Here is a 24,159-nt window from a genome sequence, read left to right as displayed (position 1 = left end):
TGTTGCAGATAAAAAAAGGTGCTAAACAGAAATACTTGAGACAAATGAATTGCAGTTCAAGGAAAAAAATATACAGTTAGCGGGCTAAAATCGACCGCTCGCCGAAAATATGCTGAATCTTTCAACGAAACCATGTAAACTAAACGACAGAGAGTAATAAAATAAAATGCAACAGAGCAAGGGTTATGCGAAAATGCATAGTACGCTCGGGCTGAGCAACTGCTCGGAAAGGGGAGTGAATTTTGTAATGGTAGATTGGGGCTTAGCAGTCCAGATTTTTATTAACGGGGTAATCGTGGTTATGCTCGTCATGGGATTACTGCAGATTTCAGTTATGGCTACTTCTGCGGTTGTACGAGCCATTGAGGGCAAGCAGAAAGATACTGCTACCAAAGTATAACATTTCGTTAAACGGAGAGGGAGGAGTAGACGTAACATGTTCAAAGTATTTGAGGATCTCATCATTAACAGCGGTTTTGTCCACTTGACTTGGGGCAATCTTGTCATGTGGGCTATCGCTTTTGTACTTATGTATCTCGCCATTAAAAAGCAGTATGAGCCGCTTTTGTTATTGCCGATAGCGTTTGGAATTCTCGTTGTTAATTTACCCTTAACCTTTTTAATGGAACCAAATGTTGGACTTATATGGCGTTTTTATCATTATGGAGTGGAATGGGAAATCATCCCTCCTCTTATCTTCCTCGGTTTAGGAGCAATGACGGATTTCGGGCCTGTGATTGCCAACCCGAAAACCCTGCTCTTGGGCGGGGGCGCTCAAGTAGGAGTGTACGTAACCTTTTTTGCAGCACTCTTGTTTGGATTCAACATGAATGAAGCGGCTTCGATCGCCATCATTGGCGGTGCAGACGGCCCGACTACCATTTACTTAACTTCGCACCTGGCACCTTATCTCCTAGGACCGGTCGCCGTGGCTGCCTACTCCTACATGGCGTTGGTGCCGATTGTGCAGCCCCCGATAATGAAGCTTTTAACTACAGAAGCTGAGCGCAAAATCGTGATGCGCAAGCTGCGTCCGGTAAGCAAAATGGAAAAGATTATTTTCCCGATTGTGACAGCAATTTTAATCATGATGATCGTACCACCGTCTGCTGCGTTGATGGCGATGTTCATGCTCGGGAACTTGTTCAAGGAGTCGGGCGTGGTTGAAAGGCTGACCAAGGCTTCCCAGAATGAGCTGATGAACATTGTGACGATTTTCTTGGGAATCTCGGTAGGGGCTACCATGACTGCTGAAGTCTTCTTACAAAAACAGGTTATCTTTATTTTCGTGTTGGGGCTGATCGCTTTCTCTGTCAGCACAGCTTCCGGAGTGCTATTGGCTAAACTTATGAACTTGTTCCTTAAAGAGAAAATAAATCCCCTCATCGGTGCCGCCGGTGTATCGGCTGTGCCCATGGCCGCCCGTGTTGCTCATAAAGTGGCGGCGGAAGCCAACCGTCAAAACTACCTGATCATGCACGCTATGGGCCCGAATGTAGCCGGTGTTATCGGAACTTTGATTGCAGCCTCGGTAATGCTTACCTTCCTCGGAAAGTAAGGAAGGATTGCAATGAACATTAACGAATAGGGTATACTTGAGTTTTGAGAGGAGGTGATTACATGACCAGTGTTAACGCTCCGATGGAGGGCAAAGTTTTCAAGATCAATGTTCAAGTTGGGGATAAAGTACAAATTGATGACGAGATTATTGTCCTCGAAGCTATGAAAATGGAAACTCCTATTTATGCCTCTGATAATGGTACAGTTAAAGAGATCAAGGTTAAAGAAGGGGACGCTGTCAGCGAAGAACAGGTTCTGATTGTTATTGAATAGTGGTCACAGCCCCCGCGTGAATACATAGCCCCGTGGGGGCAACTTTCCAGTTTTAGGAGAGGAGTGGTTAATGATGGCAAGAAAACAGACCCCATTGCGTCCGTATTTTGAGACGATGCCGGAAATCGGCAAGGCTCTGAGTGAGGCTGAAGTCAGGCGTACTGAAGAAAATGTCAAGCTCATTAAGGAACAAGAGGAAATAATAACTCAAGCAGTTGAACAGGTCAAGAACGCCGGGATCCCTGCTGACTCGATTCGCAAGAAAGGGCAAATGACAGTTTATGACCGGATTGAGTACTTAGTGGAACCTGGAACGTGGCTTCCTTTGCATACGCTTTATAACCCTGTTGATAATGAAGAAGGCTGTACCGGTGTTGTCGATGGTCTTGGTAAAATCGAAGGCAAATGGGCTGTAATTATCGGCTTTGATAATAAAGTAATGGCTGGTGCCTGGATTGCCGGCCAAGCTGAAAACATCCTTAAGGTTACGGATTTAGCTAAGAGGTTAAATGTCCCGCTGGTCTGGATCACAAACTGCAGCGGCGTCAAGTTGATGGAGCAAGAGGAAGTGTATGCCGGCCGCCGTAGCAGTGGCACCACTTTCTTCCGCCATGCTGAGTTAAACAAATTGGGGATTCCGATTCTCAATGCCATTTATGGCACGAACCCGGCCGGCGGCGGTTATCAGGGAATCAGCCCGACTATTCTCCTGGCTCACAAAGATGCCAACATTGCCGTGGGCGGTGCCGGGATCGTAGGCGGCATGAACCCCAAAGGGTATTTTGACGGGGAAGCTGCCCAACAGCTTATTGACGCCACCAAGGGCTTTAAAGCAAAAGCTCCGGGACGGGTTGAGACTCACTTTGACGAGACTGCCTATTTCCGTGAAGTTCACGACACTGAAGAAGGGGTTCTGGACGGGATCAAAGATTACATGCGCACGCTTCCCGCTTATGATCCCAAGTTTTTCCGCGTAGCTGAGCCCGCAGCGCCCAAATATGCACCGGAAGAAATCGACCGCATTGTCGCTGCCAACCAAAAGCGTCCGTATGACGTGATGCAAGTGGTCGCGCGCTTGGTTGACAACAGCGAGTTCATGGAATACCGTCCGGACTACGGGCCGGAAGTATTTACGGGGGTTGCTAAAGTTGACGGGTTCCCGGTTGGCATCATCGGCAACCGCCAAGGGATTTTCCCGAAATATCCGGAGTATGCGGACGGCGCCTATGCCGGAGTCGGTGGCAAGCATTACCGTCAAGGATTGATCAAGCAAAATGAGTTTGTAACCTTCTGCGGCCGCGACAACCTTCCGATTATCTGGCTCCAAGACACCACTGGAATCGATGTCGGAGATTTAGCGGAAAAAGCTGAACTCCTGGCCCTCGGCCAAAGCTTGATTTATTCCATTGAAAAGACCGATATTTCCATGATGTGCGTTGTCCTTAGAAAAGGCTCGGCAGCAGCTCACTATATCATGGGCGGTCCGCAGGCCAATGAGAACAATGCGTTTACTTTGGGAACTCCGCTCACGGAAATCTATGTCATGCACGGTGAAACAGCCGCAGCAGCTTCCTATGCCCGTCGCCTGGTCAAAGAGCAAGAAGCAGGACGGGATTTGGAGCCTGTGATTGAGAAAATGAATCAAATGGTCAAAGACTATGAAGACAAGTCCAGGCCTGTCTACTGCGGCAAGCGCGGCTTTGTGGATGAAATTGTGTCCTTGCCTGACCTGCGCCAATACCTGGTAGCTTTCGCCGATGCCAACTACCAAAATCCAAAATCAATCACTCCGGTTCATCAAATGATCCTGCCCCGGATAATTAAAGGGTAATAAGAAATTAATGTAGCTGCAAACACAGCCAATGTGCCTGCGAGGGGTAGAGCATGTTTTTGTAGGAGTCTGGAGGAGATGCATCATGGGAAGGCAAGCTTGTTTGAAGTCTAACTTCAAAGTCACAACAGAGAAGATTATCACCCAAATTGCCAAGAATCACTTAATTTATGAAAAAGAGGGTTATCTGGCCAAGATTACCCTCAACCGACCGGAAACATTAAATGCGTTCTCCCTGCCCATGATCAAGGGCTGGGCCAAGGCTCTGCAGGATGCCCAAGATGATCCCGCTATCAGGGTTATCGTGGTTACCGCCAAGGGCAAGGCCTTCTGCGCCGGTGGGGACACCAAGACTATGCTTAGCGGCCATGGCTTTATGGCCGACGATGAACATGGGGATGCGTGGGGCAGCCAGGCACTCGACCGCAAGAGGGCTTTGACTGAGTATGTACACAAAATTGCCCTGACTCTCGAAAACATGGATAAGCCTGTGGTCTGTGGTATTAATGGAGTAGCAGTTGGAGCCGGGCTCGACATGGCCTTAATGTGTGACATCAGGATTGCAGCCGAGGGTGTCAAGCTTTCCAGTGGATATGTCAAAGCAGGCTTGGTGCCAGGCGATGGCGGCGCGTACTTTATGCCGCGGCTCGTGGGCGTGGCCAAGACCCTAGAGCTGATGTGGACCGGCGATTTTATCACCGCTTCTGAAGCGGAGAGGCTTGGTTTAGTGAATAAAGTTGTCCCTGATGAAGACTTGCTTCAGACTACGCTGGAGACTGCACTTAGAATAGCTGAATCTCCCCCGGTATGCGTGCAGATGATTAAAAGGGCTGTTTATTCGGCCCAACGTACTCAGGATTTGCACACTGCTCTTGATTTAATATCCTCGCATATGGCGATTGTCACAGAAATGGCGGACCACCGGGAAGCGGTATCAGCGATGCAAGAGAAACGCAAACCCAATTTTCGCGGCAACTAAGAGTAAAACCTGATGTGAGAGGGTATGCAAAGCTACCGGTCTAATCAGTAAAGGAGAGGAAAAACAAGATGAATTTTGAATTAACCGAAGAGCAAAGAATGCTGCAAGACGCGGCGCGCAAGTTTGCTGAAAAAGAAATCATTCCGACGATGGAAGAAGACCTCAAAAATCATACTTTCCGTCCGGAGATTGTGAAAAAAATGGGAGACGCCGGCTTCCTGGGCTGCGGTCTGCCTGAAGAGTACGGCGGCAATGGTTTTGGGATTTTGGAGTCTGTGATGATTGCTGAGCAGCTCGCTAAAGTTAACGCTTCCTGGCGTCTGCCCCTCAATATGCAAAATATCGGACCGTCCCTTACCGTAAATAAGTTTGGCACGCCTGAGCAAAAAGCCAAATATATCCCGGGCTGGGTCAGCGGAGAAAAGCTTGGCTACTTCGCCATTACTGAGCCTAACAGCGGTTCCGACGTTGCCAGCATGAGGACAACTGCTACTGACAAAGGGGACCACTGGGAAATTAATGGACAGAAAATGTGGATCTCGCAAGCGGCCTATGCTGATTATGGCCTGGTCTATGCTTACACTGACCGCGAGAAAAAGCATAAAGGGATGACTTGTTTCATCGTGAACTTAAAAGAATCCGAAGGTGCGACGGTTCGCGATATCACCACGAAAATGGGTTTAGCTAACGCTCCTACTGGTGAGATTTCCTTTGACAGTGTTAAAGTTCCGAAAGATGCTGTGTTGGGGGAAGTTGGGGACGGCTTCAAGATCTGTATGTGGCAGCTTAACAACACCCGGATAAGCTGCGCAGCCGGAGCGCTCGGGGTTGCCGGTGCAGCACTTGATGCAGCCGTTAGCTATGCCAATGAGCGCACTCAGTTTGGAGTGAAAATCTCTTCCTTCCAAATGATTAAAGCTTCCATTGCGGAAATGGCTGCTGAGCATGAAGCTTCTCAGCTTCTGGTTTACCGCGCTGCCTGGCTCAAAGACCAAGGCCTGCCGAACCAGTACGAGACTTCAATGGGCAAATATTTCTCAGCTGAGTCTGCCGTGCATATCGCCAACGAAGCCATGAAGATCCTCGGTTCCTATGGTTATTCCTCTGAATATCCGGCTGAGCGCTACCTGCGCGATGCGAAGTCCTTCCAAGTTGTTGAAGGAACCTCTAACATTCAAAAACTCATTATCTCCGGCATGGTACTCGGAGAAACAATAAACCGCTAAGCATTCTAAAAACTTGCACCCAATTCACTGAAAGCGGGCAAAGAGGGCAGGCTTCCAACCTAGGTAGAGAGTGCATGCTGCCTTCTTTGCCCTTTGCTTAACTTTTTGGAAAGTATGTTTACATCCTAAGGGGGGATTTCACATGCAATTACGCGTCGGACAGGTGATGACACGCCTGTCAATCTGCCTTTATGCTCACAATACCATTGAAGATGCGCTGGCCTTAATGAGAGAGAAGAAAGTGCCCGGACTGCCCCTTTTGACTGAACAAGGTCATATTCAAGGTATGGTAAGCAAGGATCAGATCTTGGAAAAGGGCTTGGACGCGGTAGCGGCAGCTGATAAGGCCGTTAATTACCTTACCACTCGTTTTGTCCCCCTTAAGGAAGATACCCTAGTAGAAGAAGTTTGGGATTTGCCTTTTGAACTTTACCCTGTGTTAAACAGCCAAGATGAAATCACGGGTGTGGTGTCCAAATATCACCTGGGTTTGGCCTTATTCCAACATTCAGAGCTTAGGCGTCAGGAACTTGAGGCTGTATTTGATTCGGCCCATAACGGGATCCTAGCGGTTAACAAACAGGGGATTATTACCTCTCTTAACCCTGCCGCCGAGAAACCCACGCGTTCGACGCGCGCAGAAGCCGTAGGCAAGTTCCTGACTGACGTTATCATCCCCACCGGACTTTTAGAAGTAGTACGCAGTGGGGTACCGGCATTCGGGATTAAGTTTCAGGTGGGCAGGCGCCAATACATCACTAACCGGACACCGATCCTCAAAAACGGGGAAGTTATTGGAGCGGTAGGAGTTTTCCAGGATGTTTCGGAGATCGAGAAGATCCTGCAGGAACTGTACAGTGTCAGGCACTTAAACGACCAACTTAAGACTATTGTTGACTCCTCCTATGACGGTATTATTATTTGTGACGATCAGGGGGAAATTCTGCGCTGTAATCCTGCGGTAGGGCGGATTTTGGGCATTGGCGCTGCTGAACTGGTGGGCAAGCATTTCCGGGATCTCGTCGACAAAGGACTTTTCTCTAACAATATCATTCAGATGGTGAAAAAAGAGTCAGGCCCGGTAAACATTCTGGAAAGGCCCTATGCTGACCACTCCTTAGTTATTACGGGTAATCCCGTGCTGGATGAGGAAGGGGAAATAGGTAAAATCGTCATTAATATCCGGGACATGAGTGAGCTTCTTATTCTCAGAGAAGCTTTAGAAGAGAGCAAGCAACTTTCAGAAAAGTACCAGTCTGAGATTGTGCAGCTTAAAAACAATATTGACCCAGAATTCAACCTTATTGTGCGCTCCCAGGCAATGGAGAATGTTTTAGATCTAGCTCAACGCGTGAGCAAAGTAGATTCTCCGGTAGTTTTAATCGGAGAAAGAGGAGTAGGCAAAGAAGAAATAGCCAGGTTCATTCACCAGCACAGTGAACGTAAAAATGCCCCTTTCCTGAAACTTAATTGCGGCACCGTACCTGAGGAATTGCTGTCCCAGGAAATTTTCGGTATTAAAAGCGGCTCGGGCAGGAAAGCCGGTGTTTTAGAGCGCGCCCACATGGGCACACTTTTTCTAGAAGAAATCGAACAGATGCCCTTAAGCCTGCAATCAAGGCTGTTGCGGGTACTGCAGGATAAAGAGCTAAGCGTAGAAAATGGGCCTAAAGCGCTTGCGGCTGATGTAAGAATCATTGCCAGCGCGGGCCAACCCCTGAAAGAGCTGGTCGACAAAGGAGCTTTTCGGGAAGACCTCTTTTTCTGCTTGAATGTTGTTCCGATCAAGATTCCGCCACTAAGGGAACGCAAAGAAGATGTTATTCCCCTTATTCATTTTTTCCTTAAACAAAATAACAAACGCTACAGCCTGGAAAAAGAATTGGCAGCCGAAGGAATCGAGCTAATGCATAATTACAAGTGGCCAGGGAATGTACGCGAAATGGCCAATGTTATTGAAAGACTGGTAGTTACAGCTGAGGGCAAGGTCATTAAGGTCAAGGAAGTAAATGACGTCCTCTATGAAAAAGAGCCAGACCCGTTGCGTATGGTCGCGGTAGCGGGGGTGATCCCACTCAAGACTGCCATTGATGAAGTAGAGCACCAGCTTGTTTCCCTGGCGATGGAAATGTACGGGACCACGGTCAAGGCGGCGGAAGCCTTGGGCGTTAACCAGTCGACCGTGGTACGCAAGTTAAAGAAACTAAAGGATGCAGATTAAATTTGACGAATACTAATATCTGAATCTTTTGCTATTATTAGCTCAAGCTATTTTTATGGTAAAGTAATAACAGAAGTTGTACATCAATGTTATTTAGAAATACTATTTTCAATAAGAGGAGAGAAAGGGAAATGAAAACCTTAATGACAGGCAACGAGGCCATCGCCCGCGGTGCCTATGAGTATGGCGTGCGCGTTGCTGCCGCCTACCCAGGGACCCCGAGCACGGAAATCCTCGAAAACCTCGCCAAATACCCGGAAATCTACAGCCAGTGGTCCCCTAATGAAAAGGTGGCCATGGAAGTGGGTGTCGGTGCCGCCATCGGCGGAGCCCGCACCTTAGTCACCATGAAAATGGTCGGGGTCAATGTCGCGGCTGACCCGCTCTTTACCGTCGCTTACACCGGAGTTCGCTCCGGACTGATCTTAGTCTCTGCTGACGACCCGGGCATGCACTCCTCGCAAAACGAGCAGGACAACCGCTATTATGCCGCTTTTGCCAAAATCCCCATGCTCGAGCCGTCGGATTCTCAGGAAGCCAAAGAAATGATCGGACTCGCCTTGGATATCTCGGAAGGGTTCGACACGCCGGTCATGGTCCGTACCACCACCCGCATTGCCCACTCCCAAAGTTTAGTCGAGCTAAACGATCCCGGGGAGCGGCCCTTAAAAGCGTATGAGAAAGACGCCAAGAAATACGTTATGATCCCGGCCTATGGGCGCGCCCGCCGGCTCGTGGTCGAAGAGCGCATGCACAAACTCGCCGAGTATGCCGAAACGGTCAAGGTCAACCGGATGGAAATAAATGATCCCCAAATCGGAATCATCACCTCCGGCATCTCGTACCAGTATGTTAAAGAAGGCTTACCCAGCGCGTCTGTCTTAAAGCTGGGGCTGACCAACCCCCTGCCGGCTAAACTTATCCAAGCGTTTGCCTCAAAGGTCGAAAAGCTCTATGTCATCGAAGAACTCGAACCCTACCTGGAAAAAGAAATCCGCGCCTTAGGCCTCGAAGTCACCGGCAAAGCACTCTTCCCTCCCTACGGGGAACTCTCCGCCAAAATGGTACGCGCAAAAATCCTGGGGGAAAACGCAGGAAACATCCTGCCCTTCGAAGCCCCCATCCGCCCGCCGGTCATGTGCCCGGGCTGCCCGCACCGCGGTCTCTTCTACACCTTAAAACAGCTTAAACTCACCGTCGCCGGGGACATCGGCTGCTACACCTTAGGCACCATGGCACCCTTAGAAGCCATGGACACCTGTATCTGCATGGGTGCCTCCATCTCCGGTGCCCTGGGCCTGGAAAAAGCGCACCCGGAAATGGCGGAAAAACTCGTCTCCGTCATCGGGGACTCCACCTTCCTCCACTCCGGTGTCACTGGACTGATGGATGTCGTGTATAACGGCGGCAATTCCACCGTCATCATCCTGGACAACTCCATCACCGCCATGACCGGGCACCAGGAAAACCCCGCCACCGGGAAAACCTTAATGGGCACGCCCGCACCTCAAGTAGACTTTATCGCGCTTGCCAAAGCCCTGGGGATCAAACGGGTAACCGAAGTTGACCCCTTCGACTTAGACCATGTCAAAGAAGTCGTAAAAACAGAAGTTGCGGCTAAAGAGCCCTCCGTCATCATCACCCGCAGACCCTGCGCCCTCATCGTTAAAACCAGCGAACCGCCGGTCGAAGTCCATGACTGCACAGCCTGCAAAATGTGTATGAAACTCGGCTGCCCGGCCCTTTCCTTTGATGAAGCAAACAAAACCGCGGTCGTTGATCCCACCCTGTGCAACGGCTGTGGGCTCTGCGTCAACGTTTGTAAATTCAATGCCTTAAGCAAAGGGGGTGCCAACTAATGGCAAACTTAAACATCCTCTTAGTCGGAGTCGGAGGACAAGGAACCATCCTCGCTTCCAAAATCTTAACCCACGCTGCCCTCGCCCAAGGGTACACCGTTAAAATGTCTGAGATTCACGGCATGGCCCAACGGGGCGGCTCCGTCGTAACCCAGGTGCGCTTAGGGGAAGAAGTATACTCTCCGGTGATCGATGAAGGGGAAGCGGACATCATCATCGCCTTCGAACAGCTCGAAGCTTACCGCTGGGCTCACTTTTTACGCGAAGGCGGCGTCCTCATCGCCAATACTCAGAAAATCTCCCCGCTCCCGGTCTTAATCGGGGCGGCCACATACCCGGACACCATCCTCGCCAACTTAAAAGACAAAGTAAAACGTTTCGTAGAAATAGACGGGCTTAAGCTCGCAGCCGAAGCCGGAAATGCGAAAGCCACCAATGTTGTGCTCATGGGAGTCTTGGCCCGCTTTATGGATTTCCCACAAGAAGTGTGGCAGGATGCCTTAAAGGCGCGCATTCCGGAAAAGCTCCTGGCTCTGAATCAGAAAGCCTTTGCTTTGGGATATGATTACCCGGGTGTCATTGCTTTAGTGGAAGCTGCCGCAGGAAGAGAATAAGGAACAAAAGCGAAAAGAAAATAGAAAAGTAAACAAGACGCTAAACAAGAAAAATAAAGCAGCCAGTCCCGGTAATTATTGACCTGGACTGGCTTTGTTGAAAGTTCTCGAATCTTTTTTTTGGGGAGGTACGACCCCTAAACGGCTTCAAAGAGTTTCTAAACGGCGGCTTTCTTTTTGTTGTCAAGAAAAACAGTGGAGGGCTTGGTTAAGAGGGATACCACCACAAACACGACGATACTTGCAGGAAGCGCCACGATGAGCGGGTCGACGTAGGTCAAAGCGCCGGTGGAGAGAGTAGCTTTGCCGAATAACGCTTTGGAAAGCCCGAAGATGGCTGCTTCTTTGGCATGGATGAAAAGCACCATGTAAAGATAAATAAGACTTCCGACTACCATGCTCCAGGCGGCTCCGGCTGTGGAGGAGCGCTTCCAGTAAAGCCCTCCGACATACATGGGGAGGAAGGCAGCCGCGCTTAAACCGAAGAAAATGGAGGTGGCTATGGCGATAATACTTACCGGCAGGACAAAGGAAACAAGCACGGTCACCACAAACCCGACTAAAAGTCCGGCACGTGCTAACCATAAGGTTCGCTTGTCATTCTGGCTGGACTTGGGATTGAGGTCATAGCTGACCGAGGTGGAAATCAGGTGGAACAGACCGCTCAAGGTTGACATGGCTGCGGCCAGCAGAGCCAGGAGGAAGAAATACATCAGCCATTCAGGCATCGCCTGAGAGATGAACGTAGGAATAACCTTATCTGTGTTCGGCGGGGTGCCGGTCATCGCCAAAGAGATTTTACCAGCAGATTCCTTAAAGTAAGCATTGGACAGAGAACCCACGGTAAAGGCCACGCCGGTCATGAACAGGATGAAGACCCCGCCGTAAACCAGGGCTCTGTTTAAGTCACGCCCGGATTTAACCGTAAGATAACGCACAATTAACTGGGGCTGGGACAAGACTCCGATGCCTACGCCCATGACCAGGGTAGACATGACAAACCACCAGTTTTGCGAGAAGGCCAGAGGCATGGAAGCAAACCCGGTCATGCCCTGCTTAACAAAAGCTGCCGGCACCATGGTACGCATCGCATCGAGCTTGGCATGAGCGGCCGACACGCCGCCCAGTTTGCTATAGGTTAAAAAGACCAGGATCGCCATGATCACGAACATAAGCGAGCCCTGAAAAGCATCAGTGTAAATAACTCCGCGCAACCCGCCGAAGTAGACGTAAGCCAGCACGACCAGTGAAAGAATTAAAAGGGCTGTCGTATAATTCATTTTTAAAGCTTCTTCCAGAAAACGTGCCCCCCCGATCATCACGGCGGCTGCATACAGAGGAAGAACAATGCTCATCAAAGCGGCAGCCCAGCGGCGGATGAACTTGGACTCAAAGCGGGCACCCAGCAGTTGCGGGAAGGTATAGGCACCCAGCTGATTGCCGAGGGCGCGTGTTCTTCTGCCAAAGACCACGAAGGCAATAAAGATGCCGAAGAAAATATTGGCGAAGGTCAGCCACAGCATGCTCATGCCGTAAAAACCGGCTGCGCCTCCAAAACCAACAATAGCCGAAGTGGAAATAAAAGTTGCTCCATACGCCATGCCCGTGAGAAACGGGTTCATTTCCCCGCCGGCTACCATGTAATCTTTAGACGATTTGGTATGTTTGTACCCCAGGTAGCCGAGATAAGCAACCGTAATGACATATAAGGCAAGAATAAAATAAAAAAGTCCCATTCACTAATCCTCCCTCATTACTCTTTTACTCTTTGTTCCAATTTAAGACTCCATAAACGACACACAGAAGAGCACTCCCGATTGACAAAAAGTAAGCTAATATTACTCCTGGGTCGGTAAGCCCTAAAATACTCACAATATCTCACCCCCTTTTGTACAATTCTAATTATTCAGAACTTTTGTATGAATAAATTTAATTGTATCAAAAAAAAAGGTAGTGTAAAGATAGTAAAGGCCAAAAGCCAAAATATTTTTGTGAATGGAAGTACACCAATTCCGAACGCCTATTAACTTGCATGATAACCATTCGCCGGGGATAATCCGCAGTCCGGCCTCGTTAAAATACTTTTGAGGGTAATATTTGAGCTGGTATAATAACTTTCTGCTATTATTAATATATTTCTTTATAATTACATATTACAATTAATACTATTCTAGGCAAGAGTGTCTAGTTCAAGTTAAGACAAAATGGATGGTTATGCTATAGGGTGTCTATGATACAAACATAGGGGTTGAGAGCTTTTTCAGGCTTTCAACCCCTTATAACGGTTAAGGGTAATCGGGAACCCGGGTATGCACGATCGGAATCAGGTCAGTCGCTTATATTGAAGATAGCGGTAAAGTTCTTGTGTTGTTTGTATACCCAGTTTTTCCATCTCTGTAATCATGGCGGCGTAGACTTTGGCGGTAATGATGGCATCTCCGAGGGCGGTGTGACGGCCTGCATCCGATACCCGGAAAGTTTGGGCGAGATGGTCGAGAGAATGGTGTTCAGCCCGGGGAAAGAGAAGGTGGGACAGGACGAAAGTGTCAAGCACTGGGGTCGGAAGCTTGTATCCGCAGTATTTGCGTAGTTTATTGTTAATAAAGCCGAGGTCGAAGGCTGCGTTGTGCGCAATTAGAGGGGCTGTGCCCTTGAAATCAAGGAAGCTGTCTAAGATCTCTAAGACGTCCGGGCTGTCAGCTACCATTTCGTTGGTGATTCCGGTAATTCCTGTAGCTACGGCCGGGATTTCGCGCAAGGGGTTGACATACTCATGAAAGTGGGCGGTTATTTCCCCGTTGGAGATCCTAACTGCACCCAGGGAGATAATTTCATCACCTTTTTTGTAATTCAGGCCGGTCGTTTCCGTGTCAAACACTACGAATTCCCCGGTAAGCAGACGCTCGGTCCAAACATTTTGTCTTAGCTTGCTCAGCTTTTCAAGCACCCCGTCGAGCCCACGGGAGTTAGCTAAGATATCATTGTCGTATGATTTTTTGGTTAGAATCGTGATCGCATTAAACAGCACTGTCCCACCCCCTCTCATTTCAACTTAATCCACCCTAAATGCCATTCCGGTCAGGTTCTGGAGGCGGTCGATTGCGACCAGGCTTTCGCGCAGGACTGACTGCTGCCTTTTACTCAGCTTATCGGGGTTGAGATAGTTGTCAGGAATTTGTCCTGCGCTTACCTTTTCCAAGTTGCCCCTAATCCTGAACATCATCAAGGATTGATAGGCTGCCTCGAAATATTCCGCATCGTCCGCTGAGAATGCTTCCAACTGTACCAGCTTATTGAGGCGGGCTAAAGTCGAAGTCTCATGAATCCCTTCGCGCAGGGCAAAAATCCGGACACAGTCAATAATGTGAATAGAAGCCGACCTTTTGACATCTAACTCATTTTTATGCGCTTCGCCTTTCTCAACGATGATATGCTTGAAAATGTTCAAGGGTACCCGTGTGCGCAGGTCGTCTTTAGCCAAATGGTGCAAAATGGTTGGGGTCAGTCTGAAAAGACGGTAGGCATACTCACGCAGTTCCTGGGCCAGGCTTTCCTGCCCGTAGACAGGACGGTAATCCAAGAAAATAGTGAATTGGCGAAAAGACTCAGGCGTAGGAGAGAAAATCCAGGTGTAGCCTATGTTTTTCCAGGAAGTGAGGGACTGGCACCACTCGGGGTTGGTGGCAATTATATTATGGGGGCACTTTTTAAAGCCTGCTTTTTCCAGACCTTCGACTACGAAGGCAGCTAAAGCAGCAAAATAGCGCTTAACTTCCTCTTCTTGGCCTGGCTGGGGATTGGCATAGATGATCGCATTATCCTGATCTGAGGAAAGAGTCTGCTCTTTGCGGCCACCGCTCCCTAAACTGAGCCAGCAGTAGGGAACAGGGGGTTGGTTCCAGCCCTTAGAGGCTAAGCTTTCTTCCCCAAGGATTAAGAGGCGGCGGGCAAGAAGGTCGTTTAATTCAGATACAACTTCGCAGATCTCACTCGCAGGAGCTTTATCATTAACCATGGCTGCTGTAATGCTGTTAAGGGCCGAGGCGGTGTTCGCCAATTCGTCAGGACCGGCGGCGGTCTCAATGTGACCGACGAGAGCAAGCGTGCTGGTTGTCCGGGCTCGCGTTAAATCGCCGATAGTCACAATGCCTAAGGGGACGGACTGTTCAGTGACTAAGACATATTTTCCCTGCCGTTTAATCATGGTAAGGACTGCTTGGTAGTAAAAAGCGTCAGGCGGCAGGATGGGGACATCCTTGTGCATGATATCGGCAGCATACACCAAGGCGGGATTGCAATCCAGGGCCAGCACTTTGGCGATTAGATCACGTTCTGTAACCAGGCCTTGGAATTTGCCGTTGGCAGAGGTTATAACGACAGAGCTGATTTTCTGCTGCGCTAAAATGCGGGCGATGTGGCTGACAGGAGTGTCAGGCGGGCAGGTAATGATAGGTGCAGACATGATGTCGCTTACCCTATTTTTAAACGGCTCTGAGCCAAGACCGTAGGAATCGCAGTTCTGTTCTCGCACCATTTCTTCATAAAGGGAGCGCAGGCGGTCGGTGAGGATGTTGTTAAAAAATCCGGCGAATTCTTTATGAGTCCGGAGCAGATTTTCAAAGGTCTCCTTATCCAGTAAATAACAGGTAAGTTCTTCCACAGCCTTGACCGAGACAGGATAAGTTTTTCCGGTCAAGATGACAGTTTCCCCGAAGAAATCTCCCGCATAGCGCAGACCGACAACGTTCGGAATTCCTTTTTCCCCGGGTACGGCGATGCCGACCACTCCGGACACGATAATGAGCAGATAGCCGAGGGAGGGCTGCCCCTGCTCGAAAACGTAGCTGTCTTGAGGGTAGGTCTTAAGGATGAGCTTTCCCTGTAATTTAGCTAAGACATCTGCTGGGAGGGTATTGAAAGGGGGGAAATCAAGTGGGTGCTCAGGCATAATCATACCCTCCATTAAGTCGGAATTATCTGATATTATCTTACACCTCTATACCCTGAAGGTACAATAAATCCTCCTTCAGCGGTTGAGAAAGGGGAGTGAATGGTTAAGCAATATGAATGAATTACATAAATTTCTGCGATGTGCGAAGCTGATTTGTGGTAAAATAGTGCTATCGTTCATCAAGTTCAAACTACGATGTACACTATTTGAATGAAGGAATAAGGCTCAAGGTATTAGTTTTAAAAATATATAGACATGAGGTACGGGTATGACAGACCGTTCTAAGCAACTTGGAGAAGAAAAAATAGGGAAACTGCTCTTTAAGTTCTCGATACCTGCGATTATCGGCATGCTGGTGAATGCCTTATACAACATAGTCGATAGAATCTTTGTCGGACATGGGGTGGGCTCGCTCGCTCTCTCCGGGATCGCGCTTACGTTTCCGATTCCGCTGCTGATTATGGCCTTTGGTATGTTAATCGGTCTGGGAGCGACATCCTTAATATCCATCAGGCTGGGGGAAAAGAAAAAAGAGGAAGCAGAGCTTATTGTCGGCAACTCTTTTATGCTTTTATTAGGGATATCACTCGGCATTACGCTGCTTTCATATCTGTTTATGGATGCTATGCTCATACAGTTTGGAGCGAGTGCGGAAGTTCTGCCTTATGCCAGGGAGTATATCAAAGTCCTCCTGCTAGGGGCGGCTTTTCAAAATGTCGGGTTCGGGATGAATAATTTCATCAGGGCTGAGGGTAACCCCAAAACGGCCATGCTTACTATGATTTTAGGGGCGGTGCTGAACACTATTCTTAATCCGATCTTTATCTTCGGCCTTCACTTGGGAATTGTGGGCTCGGCGCTGGCCACAGTCATTTCTCAAGTTGTCGTCTCGGTGTGGGTGCTTTCTTATTTCCTGGGGTCGCGGGCTATGCTGCGTTTGCGCGTCCACAATCTCAGGCTTGACCTTGCTATTGTCAAAGGGATTTTAGCCATAGGTATGTCTCCGTTCGCCATGCAACTGGTAGCGAGTCTAATTACAGTTCTTTTTAATAAAAGCCTTGCTCACTATGGCGGGGACTTGGCAATTGCAGCCATGGGAATTATCAACAGCATTGTGATGCTGATTTTTATGCCGGTATTCGGCCTTAACCAAGGAGCGCAGCCGATCATAGGTTATAATTATGGCGCGCGCAAATACAATAGGGTCAAAACAGCTCTGAAGCTGGGCGCTTTTTGGGCTACAGTCATTACTACTACCGGCTTTCTGCTAACTCTGGTTTTCCCCGGTGCTTTAATAGCTATGTTCAGTAAGGATGACACAGAATTGATTAGGTTAGGGGTCAGCGGTTTACGCCTGTTCTTGATTATGCTCCCGATTATTGGATTTCAAGTTGCGGCTGTTAATTACTTTCAGGCCACAGGGCAGCCGCGCAAATCCCTCTTTTTAAGCATGTCGCGGCAACTTATTTTCCTTGCTCCTTTTATCCTGATTCTGCCGCATTTTTGGGGGCTTACAGGAGTATGGCTGGCTGGACCAGCCTCAGACTTGGCATCCTCAATCTTGACAGCGATCTGGTTGTTTAGGGATATCAGAAAGTTAAACGCCCAGGAAACAACTGCCCTGGTGGCAGTTCGTTAATTAATGGAACCTAGAGGGGGATGAGACATGCAAGAGGTAGGGCCTTTTTATGAGAAGAAAATAACTTGTCTATACTGCAACAAGGAATTTACAACTTTAAGGATCCGTTCCCGGTATTCGAGGCCTAATAAAATAGACAGTGATTTTTGCCCGCATTACCCACCAGAGACTCATAATCCCCACTATTATTATGTAAATGTTTGTCCGGACTGCGGTTTTGCCTTTTCGGAGGAGTTTAGCTCCAAATTTCTCGTAAGCACCAAAGAATTAATCAGGGTTAAGATTTCCAGTCAGTGGGAGAAACGTGAACAGCGTGATTTTTGCCATACGCGGGATTTGCAGCAAGCACTCGATTCGTACAAACTTGCTATTTATGCTGGAACTCTTAAAAAGGAAAAACATGCAGCCATGGCAGGACTGTGCCTGCGTCTGGCCTGGATTTACCGCACGGAGAACATTTCTGACCAGGAGCAAAGGTTTTTGCAGTTAGCACTTCAAGAATACGAGGAATCTTTCCTGCACTCGGATTTTGCCGGGACTTCGATGTCTGAGATGAAGATTCTGTTCATAATCGGAGAGTTGAGCCGCCGCTTAGGAGACTACAATAAAGCCATCTCGTATTTTTCGAAAGTGATTCAGCATCCTAATAAAGATGACGAACTGAAGATGGTTAACATGGCAAGGGAGCAGTGGGCGCTGACAGTGGAGGAAAACCGCAAGCAACGGGAAGTAAGGTGAAAAGGTCGGCAGGCTGCACAAGCTAAGCGAACCGTCTGAGCAGAGGAGCGTTAAACGAGTGCAGTCGGCGTAGCGTTAAGACGCACCGACGGTTCACATGCAGTTATACAAAGGGGTTTCGGATGCGTTAGCGAAGCCGACAAACTCGATCCTTCGGCGAACAGCTTCACGCTGTTCGAGCATCCGGCGCGTGGTGCGAAACAGCCGTTAAGCTGTTTCGGCTGTGCACCTGACGACCTTCGGAAAAAAGCTTGATAACGAGCAATCTAAAGTACTACATCCTGATATGCGTCCCTGATGCTAATAATTCCTGCGAGATTATCCATGAAGACATCGACCAGGAGAGGGTCGAAGTGCCTGCCCCGCTCTTCTTTGATGAGGTTGAGGATGCGGTCTAATTCCCATGCTTTTTTATAATAACGGTCACTGGCCAAGGCGTCAAAGACATCGGCCAGAGCGGTGATGCGTCCATAGATGTGGATGCCTTCTCCGCTCAGGCCCTGGGGATAGCCTCGGCCATTCCATTTTTCATGGTGCTGGTACGCAACAATTGCTGCAGTTTTGAGGATGCGGCGCTTAGAGTTTTGCAAGAGGCTAAACCCAATGTCAGTGTGGGTTTTCATCACGTCATATTCCTCGTCAGTCAGCTTGCCCGGCTTTTTTAAAATTGCATCCGGGATCGCCACTTTGCCGATGTCGTGCATGGGGGAAGCCATGCGCAAGAGTTCCGCTTCTTCTTCGCTAATACCGGATTCTAAGGCTAACAGTTTGGAATACTCCGCCACCCTTTTCACATGGTTCCCTGTTTCCTTGGAACGACTTTCTCCAATCTCCCCCATTACAAAAATAATTTCTTTTTGAGTTTCCTCAATTTCCTGGTTAAGTAAGGCGACTTCCAAGGATCTGCCGCTGTAGGAAGCGGCCAGAGTGAGGTAGGAAAGATCCAGGGACGTGAAGGTGCCGCGGGCAGTCATCTTATTGATCGCTTGGTAAGCGCCTATTATGTCCCCGTCATTGTTGCGGATCGGGATGACTAGAACCGCTTTAGTGCGGTAGCCTGTGCGTTTATCAACATCCGGGTTAAAACGGCTGTCGAGGTAAGCATCGTCAATGACAATCGGTTCCCCGCTGTACACGGCAGCCCCGACCAGGCCGGTGTTTGCAGGGATGCGAATTTCATCGACGCCGTGGGCCACTTTGGTCCAGAGCTGATTGTTAGCACGATCCCACAGCCAAAGAGTACAGCGGTCGGCCACAATTAGTTCTCTGCCCAAATCGGCCATCAGCATCAGAATTTTATCGAGACTTCTTTGTTCCGCAATCCGTGAAACATACTGGAAAATAACCTGTAGCAACTGCTGGGGGCGCAAGCCTTTTTTGAGTTTTGGCTTCAGTCCCAAATCTTCGAGCATACAATTCCTCCTACCCTCAAATTGAACCCCTCGTCCAAAACAGACGGATCATAATAACCGTGAAACGGCAGCTAGGGCCAGTAGGTGAAATGTCTGGTCAACAACAATATTTAGCCAAACGGCGGGTGATCCGTCTGTCCTCATGATTTTTTTCACCCACCACTGTACAAGCGTGCGGTGGTCAAGCACGACATGAATAACGAAAATAAGTACAAGCATCAAAAAAGAAAAACGGTGCAGCGTTACCCAGGCAAAAACACCGATGCTTACCGTATAAACCAGGGAATGAACCAGGAGCGGCAGCATTTGTTTGGCTTTATTGCCTGCCATCCAACTTGTCTGCAAGAGAAAATCCCCTATTAAATGACCGAGTAGTAACGCATCGAACGTACTCATAAATTTTCTCCTCTGACTGTACCCCGTGAAAGGCACTAGATTTATAAGTCAAGCTTCTTTTTCTAACTATTTTAACAAAAAGAGCCGTAATAGTCTAAGACTTCCTGCGGCAAAACGGAAATTATGGATTACTGCGCCTTTAATGTTTATTTTCTTCCCCGGCTGAAGAATGGTATAATCTAGGCAATGCCCTGATTCCTTGATTCATCTGCTTTTTCAGGGCAATTTGGTAGGAGGTAAGGTTCTTGAATTTCGCACCGGTTATTGCAAAGGAACTTGGACTTAGGAGCACGCAGGTTAAAGCGGCGGTCGAACTCTTGGACGCTGGTAATACCATTCCTTTTGTTGCGCGTTACCGCAAGGAAGCAACAGGGGAATTGGATGAGAACGCTTTGCGCGGGATTTTGGAACGCCTTGAATATCTGCGCCACCTTGAACAGCGCAAAGATGAGGTGTTGCGCCTGATTGAAGAGCAGGGCAAGCTTACAGATGAGTTGAAAAATCAGATCCTTAGGGCGGTAAAGCTTCAGGAAGTTGAAGACCTATACCGTCCCTATAAACAGAAACGGCGCACGCGTGCGACTGTGGCTAAGGAGAAAGGGCTGGAGCCCCTAGCCTTATGGCTGCTTGAGCAGCCTGCCGCCGGGAAGCCGGAAGCGGAAGCAGTGAAGTTCATTAATCCCGAACTTGGGGTTGAGACGGCAGAGGATGCTCTAGCCGGAGCTTTGGATATTATCGCGGAAATTATTTCTGATGATGCGGCAGTAAGGAAAGAGATCCGCTCTCAGAGCTTTAATCTTGGTGATATTGCAGCAAATAGTAAAAAAGCAGAAGAGCGTTCCCCTTTTGAGATGTATTACAATTTCCGGGAGCCTCTGCGCAAGATTCCACCGCATCGCATTCTTGCTCTCAACCGAGGAGAACAAGAAGAATACTTAAGTGTGAAGCTTGAGGTTCCGCTCCTAGAAATGTCGGCGATTATCGAAAGGCGTTACCTAAAGTCCGGTTCATGCGCCTTGTGGGTTAAACGAGCTGCTGAAGACTCCTACAAGCGCCTGCTTGCTCCTTCGATCGAACGGGAGATCCGAGCGGAATTGTCGGAACGCGCGGAAGAACAGGCAATTAAAGTATTCGCCGGCAATTTACGCCAACTCCTGCTCCTGCCCCCTGTTAGAGGCAAAATTGTCCTGGGCCTGGACCCGGGCTTTCGCACCGGGTGTAAATGGGCAGTGGTTGATGAGACTGGCAAGGTGTTGAAGATAGGGGTCATCTATCCCCATCCGCCGCAGAAAAAGCGGGAAGAAGCCAAAGATATTGTGGCCGAGACCGCGCGGGAGTTTGGGGTGCAACTAATCGCCATTGGCAACGGCACAGCTTCACGCGAAACGGAGGAAGTAGTGGCCGAATTGATCAAGGAAAGAGGACTGGCCTTAGAATATATCATTGTGAGCGAAGCCGGGGCTTCGGTGTACTCTGCTTCCAAACTGGCGGGAGAGGAGTTTCCGGAGTTTGATCTTTCCCTGCGGAGTGCGGTTTCGATTGCGCGCAGGCTGCAAGACCCCTTGGCTGAGTTGGTCAAGATCGAACCGAAGGCTGTCGGGGTTGGGCAATACCAGCATGATGTGCAGCCCAAGCGTCTCGAAGAATCTCTGCATGGCGTTGTGGAATCCTGTGTAAACGCAGTCGGGGTAGACCTTAACACTGCTTCCTCATCTTTACTGCAGTATGTGGCCGGGCTGAAACCGGCAGTTGCCAAGAACATCGTGGCGTGGCGGGAGGAAAAAGGGAAGTTTAAACGCCGTGTTGAGTTAAAGAAGATTCCACGGCTGGGAGAGCAAACGTTTATCCAGTGCGCCGGGTTTATACGCTTGCCGGACGGTGCTAATCCTTTGGAGAATACTCCCGTGCACCCTGAGTCCTACGAACTTGCTGAAAGTATCCTGGATAAGGCCGGTTTTAAAACTGCTGATCTCAACCAGCGCCCACTTGAGGTCAGAGCCGCCCTCGCCGCTCTGGTGCCGGAAAAAATCGCGGCCGAGTTCGATGCGGGGGTTCCAACCGTAAGAGATATTCTGGGGGCTTTGCAGCGACCGGGCCGCGATCCCAGAGAGGATTTGCCGCGACCCCTTTTACGCAAGGATGTCACCCATCTTGAAGACTTGACTGAGGGTATGATCCTGGAAGGGACAGTGCGCAATGTCGTTGATTTCGGTGCGTTTGTAGATATCGGGGTTAAGCACGATGGACTCGTGCACATTTCCCAGTTGAGCCAGAAATTTATCAAACATCCGATGGAAGTGGTTGCGGTCGGAGATATTATCAAAGTCCGGGTTATAGGGATCGACCGGGAGCGGGAACGGGTGAGCTTATCACTAAGGGATGACTCATGAAAAAAATAAAAACAAAACGGGTGCTGGGGATTGGTGCCGTGCTTTTGTCGGCAACCTGTTTTGCAGCCACCTCAATTCTGATTAAGCTGGCTTACCGCTATGGGCTGACTCCGCCCCAGGTGCTGGCCTGGCAGTCCTGGCTGGCTTCGATTATGCTTTTTATCTATGCGCTTCTGTTTCAGAGAAAGATTTTCAAGGTTCCACGGCGGAGTTTAAAGGTCTTGGCGGTACAGGGTCTGATCGGAAGTTTGGGTACGAGTGTAATCTATGCCTATGCCCTGATCTATTTGCCCATATCTGTGGCCATTCTCCTGCTCTACCTTTATCCGGTACTGGTCTTGGGGGCCGGGGCAGCAATTTGGCATAAGCGCATCAGCCCGCAGGAGCTTATTGCCGTAGCTCTTACTTTTGCCGGGACTATGATCGCGAGCGGGGTTGTGACAGGGATCGGGAAAGTGTCTGTTATCGGCTTGATCTTAGGAATCGCGTCCGCTGTTTGTTATGCTGTGTTTAATGTGGTGGGCGAGCTGGCGGTTAACGAAGTATCTCCTCTGGCGGCGATGAGCTATGCCCAGTGGTTTTCCTCACTGGGGCTTATCATCTACCTGTGGCGGGAAATCCCGCATATGGGATGGCAAAATATGGAAGTCTGGGGGATCGGGCTGGCTTTAGCCACTGTGGCTTCGATTTTCCCTTTTTACTTTATCTTAATTGGGATTCAACATATTGGAGCGGCGCAAGCGGCAATTATCAGCACCTTTGAGCTGCCGATGACTTTTGTGATGGCCGCCTTTTTTCTGGGAGAGTTTCCTCAAGTTAATCAATGGGCTGGGGGCACGCTTGTCCTGGCCGGAATTATTCTCTTAAATTGGAGGTTTCAGCATGAACAGCAGTCAGCCCAGTAAAGTATTTATCCATAATGGCAGGATTAAAACGATGGCCGGGGCTGAATTCCTCGGCAGTATCCTAATTGAAGGTAAAATCATTAAAGCCCTGGGGGAAAACCTGCCCGTCCCGCCTGATGCCGAGGTGATTGAAGCGGAAGGCCGCCCGGTCTTGCCTGGGTTTATTGATGCTCACTGTCACGTCGGGATCGGGGAAGAGATCTACCATGAGGGTGATGATATCAATGAAATGACTGAGCCAGTGACACCCGAATTAAGGGCTATCGATGGGATAAATCCTGAGGATGAGGGTTTCCGTGACGCCCGTCTCGGCGGGGTCACAACTGTTTTTACCGGGCCTGGCAGCGCCAATGTTATCGGCGGGACGGGAGTAGTGATGAAAACCGCCGGCAAGATCATGGATAAGATGATTGTACGCGAACCAGCGGGGCTCAAAGTAGCTTTTGGCGAAAACCCTAAGGTTGTTTACGGCGAGCAAAAGAAAATGCCCATGACCAGAATGGGGACGGCAGCGCTCCTGCGTCAGGCTTTGGTTGACGCCCAGACCTATCAAGAGAAACTGGAACAGGGAGACTCTGATCCGGATAAAAAGCCGGAAAGGGACTTGGGTCTGGAAAATTTGGTGCGCGTGCTGAAACGGGAAATTCCCCTGCGCGCTCATGCCCACCGCGCTGATGATATTATGACGGCAATCAGGATTGCTCGGGAATTTAAGGTTGACTTGGTGCTTGACCATTGCACGGAAGGGCATAAAATTGCCGAGGAACTGGCAGAGTACGGCTACCCGGCGGTAGTCGGACCTTCCTTGATAAATAGGGCTAAAGTTGAGCTTAAGGATAAAACTTTCCGCACTCCTGGAGCGTTAGCGCGGGCAGGGGTTAAAGTTGCTCTAATGACAGACCACTCCGTTACTCCGATTGAACAGCTTCCTCTGTGTGCAGGCTTAGCGGTGAAGGAAGGGATGGAGGAAGAAGACGCTTTGCAGGCCATCACGATTAAGGCGGCGGAGATTCTGGGGGTGGCTGAGCGGGTCGGTTCCCTGGAAGTGGGCAAAGATGCGGACATCGTAGTCTGGAGCGATGCCCCGCTTTTACTTAAGGCTAAGCCGCTCTACGTCATTATTAACGGAGAAATAATTACATCCTAAGGATAACGGGCACAATAA

Annotated in this window: 20 protein-coding genes; 14 read left to right on the top strand and 6 right to left on the bottom strand. The window is 49.3% G+C overall.

The genetic code is table 11. From position 1 onward, the window contains the following. Nucleotides 1-166 precede the first annotated feature (166 nt). From ACYQ2N_RS03100 to ACYQ2N_RS03060, 9 genes are all read left to right on the top strand, one after another. Nucleotides 167-400: a hypothetical protein gene (locus ACYQ2N_RS03100; protein ID WP_459997462.1), complete on the top strand. Its 234-nt coding sequence runs from the start codon at nt 167-169 to the stop codon at nt 398-400. 36 nt (nt 401-436) lie between these two features. Then, the gene (locus ACYQ2N_RS03095) at nt 437-1,558 is read left to right on the top strand and encodes a sodium ion-translocating decarboxylase subunit beta (protein WP_459997461.1); all 1,122 of its coding nucleotides are present in this window, start codon (nt 437-439) and stop codon (nt 1,556-1,558) included. A gap of 62 nt (nt 1,559-1,620) precedes the next feature. Beyond that, nucleotides 1,621-1,833 (top strand): biotin/lipoyl-containing protein, encoded by a 213-nt coding sequence (locus ACYQ2N_RS03090; RefSeq protein WP_459997460.1) that lies wholly within the window; start codon nt 1,621-1,623, stop codon nt 1,831-1,833. 73 nt (nt 1,834-1,906) lie between these two features. Then, complete coding sequence (locus tag ACYQ2N_RS03085) at nt 1,907-3,664, top strand: acyl-CoA carboxylase subunit beta (protein ID WP_459997459.1); 1,758 nt, start codon at nt 1,907-1,909, stop codon at nt 3,662-3,664. 85 nt (nt 3,665-3,749) lie between these two features. Further along, on the top strand, nt 3,750-4,643 hold the full coding sequence (locus ACYQ2N_RS03080) for an enoyl-CoA hydratase/isomerase family protein (RefSeq protein WP_459997458.1): 894 nt from the start codon (nt 3,750-3,752) through the stop codon (nt 4,641-4,643). 68 nt (nt 4,644-4,711) lie between these two features. Beyond that, a complete protein-coding gene (locus ACYQ2N_RS03075) occupies nt 4,712-5,869 on the top strand; it encodes an acyl-CoA dehydrogenase family protein (protein ID WP_459997457.1) in 1,158 nt (385 codons plus the stop codon). A 142-nt stretch (nt 5,870-6,011) separates the two neighbouring features. Further along, nucleotides 6,012-8,090, top strand: a complete 2,079-nt coding sequence (locus tag ACYQ2N_RS03070; protein WP_459997456.1) for a sigma 54-interacting transcriptional regulator — start codon at nt 6,012-6,014, stop codon at nt 8,088-8,090. A 131-nt stretch (nt 8,091-8,221) separates the two neighbouring features. Continuing rightward, nucleotides 8,222-9,949, top strand: coding sequence for an indolepyruvate ferredoxin oxidoreductase subunit alpha (gene iorA / locus ACYQ2N_RS03065; RefSeq protein ID WP_459997455.1), 1,728 nt, complete (start codon nt 8,222-8,224; stop codon nt 9,947-9,949). Beyond that, on the top strand, nt 9,949-10,563 hold the full coding sequence (locus tag ACYQ2N_RS03060) for an indolepyruvate oxidoreductase subunit beta (RefSeq protein WP_459997454.1): 615 nt from the start codon (nt 9,949-9,951) through the stop codon (nt 10,561-10,563). The genes iorA and ACYQ2N_RS03060 overlap by 1 nt, the downstream gene beginning before the upstream one ends. Nucleotides 10,564-10,721: 158 nt before the next feature. Here the strand turns inward: ACYQ2N_RS03060 and ACYQ2N_RS03055 are convergent, their stop codons facing one another. The 4 genes from ACYQ2N_RS03055 to ACYQ2N_RS03040 form a co-directional block, all read right to left on the bottom strand. After that, nucleotides 10,722-12,299, bottom strand: a complete 1,578-nt coding sequence (locus ACYQ2N_RS03055) for a sodium:solute symporter family protein (protein ID WP_459997453.1) — start codon at nt 12,297-12,299, stop codon at nt 10,722-10,724. 25 nt (nt 12,300-12,324) lie between these two features. Next, entirely contained in the window at nt 12,325-12,435 is a 111-nt protein-coding gene (locus tag ACYQ2N_RS03050) for a symporter small accessory protein (protein WP_459997452.1), read from the bottom strand. A gap of 451 nt (nt 12,436-12,886) precedes the next feature. Next, nucleotides 12,887-13,591 (bottom strand): 3'-5' exonuclease, encoded by a 705-nt coding sequence (locus ACYQ2N_RS03045; protein WP_459997451.1) that lies wholly within the window; start codon nt 13,589-13,591, stop codon nt 12,887-12,889. Between the two features lie 24 nt (nt 13,592-13,615). Continuing rightward, nucleotides 13,616-15,511 carry a DUF294 nucleotidyltransferase-like domain-containing protein gene (locus ACYQ2N_RS03040; RefSeq protein ID WP_459997450.1) on the bottom strand — a complete coding sequence of 632 codons (1,896 nt, stop codon included), beginning with the start codon at nt 15,509-15,511 and terminating at the stop codon, nt 13,616-13,618. Nucleotides 15,512-15,782: 271 nt separating this feature from the next. Between ACYQ2N_RS03040 and ACYQ2N_RS03035 the strand changes: the two genes are divergently transcribed. Together ACYQ2N_RS03035 and ACYQ2N_RS03030 are read left to right on the top strand one after the other, a co-directional pair. After that, nucleotides 15,783-17,153, top strand: coding sequence for an MATE family efflux transporter (locus ACYQ2N_RS03035; RefSeq protein WP_459997449.1), 1,371 nt, complete (start codon nt 15,783-15,785; stop codon nt 17,151-17,153). Between the two features lie 27 nt (nt 17,154-17,180). Next, nucleotides 17,181-17,891, top strand: a complete 711-nt coding sequence (locus ACYQ2N_RS03030; RefSeq protein ID WP_459997448.1) for a DUF2225 domain-containing protein — start codon at nt 17,181-17,183, stop codon at nt 17,889-17,891. 266 nt (nt 17,892-18,157) lie between these two features. Here ACYQ2N_RS03030 and ACYQ2N_RS03025 read toward each other — a convergent pair whose 3' ends face one another. Next, nucleotides 18,158-19,303, bottom strand: coding sequence for an HD-GYP domain-containing protein (locus tag ACYQ2N_RS03025; RefSeq protein ID WP_459997447.1), 1,146 nt, complete (start codon nt 19,301-19,303; stop codon nt 18,158-18,160). Between the two features lie 48 nt (nt 19,304-19,351). After that, nucleotides 19,352-19,699: a DUF3307 domain-containing protein gene (locus ACYQ2N_RS03020; RefSeq protein WP_459997446.1), complete on the bottom strand. Its 348-nt coding sequence runs from the start codon at nt 19,697-19,699 to the stop codon at nt 19,352-19,354. Nucleotides 19,700-19,944: 245 nt separating this feature from the next. Here ACYQ2N_RS03020 and ACYQ2N_RS03015 point away from each other — a divergent pair, with 245 nt between their 5' ends. Genes ACYQ2N_RS03015 through ACYQ2N_RS03005 form a run of 3 tightly spaced genes read left to right on the top strand, consistent with a single transcriptional unit; the run spans nt 19,945 to nt 24,141 of the window. Next, entirely contained in the window at nt 19,945-22,089 is a 2,145-nt protein-coding gene (locus ACYQ2N_RS03015) for a Tex family protein (RefSeq protein WP_459997445.1), read from the top strand. Continuing rightward, a complete protein-coding gene (locus tag ACYQ2N_RS03010) occupies nt 22,086-22,994 on the top strand; it encodes a DMT family transporter (protein ID WP_459997444.1) in 909 nt (302 codons plus the stop codon). Before ACYQ2N_RS03015 ends, ACYQ2N_RS03010 begins: the two co-directional genes overlap by 4 nt. Beyond that, entirely contained in the window at nt 22,972-24,141 is a 1,170-nt protein-coding gene (locus ACYQ2N_RS03005) for an amidohydrolase (protein WP_459997443.1), read from the top strand. The genes ACYQ2N_RS03010 and ACYQ2N_RS03005 overlap by 23 nt, the downstream gene beginning before the upstream one ends. Nucleotides 24,142-24,159 lie beyond the last annotated feature (18 nt).

It is taken from the genome of Paradesulfitobacterium aromaticivorans (assembly GCF_054657415.1).
Note: the sequence above shows the minus strand (reverse complement) of the source record. Positions and strands in the feature narration are given on the sequence as shown.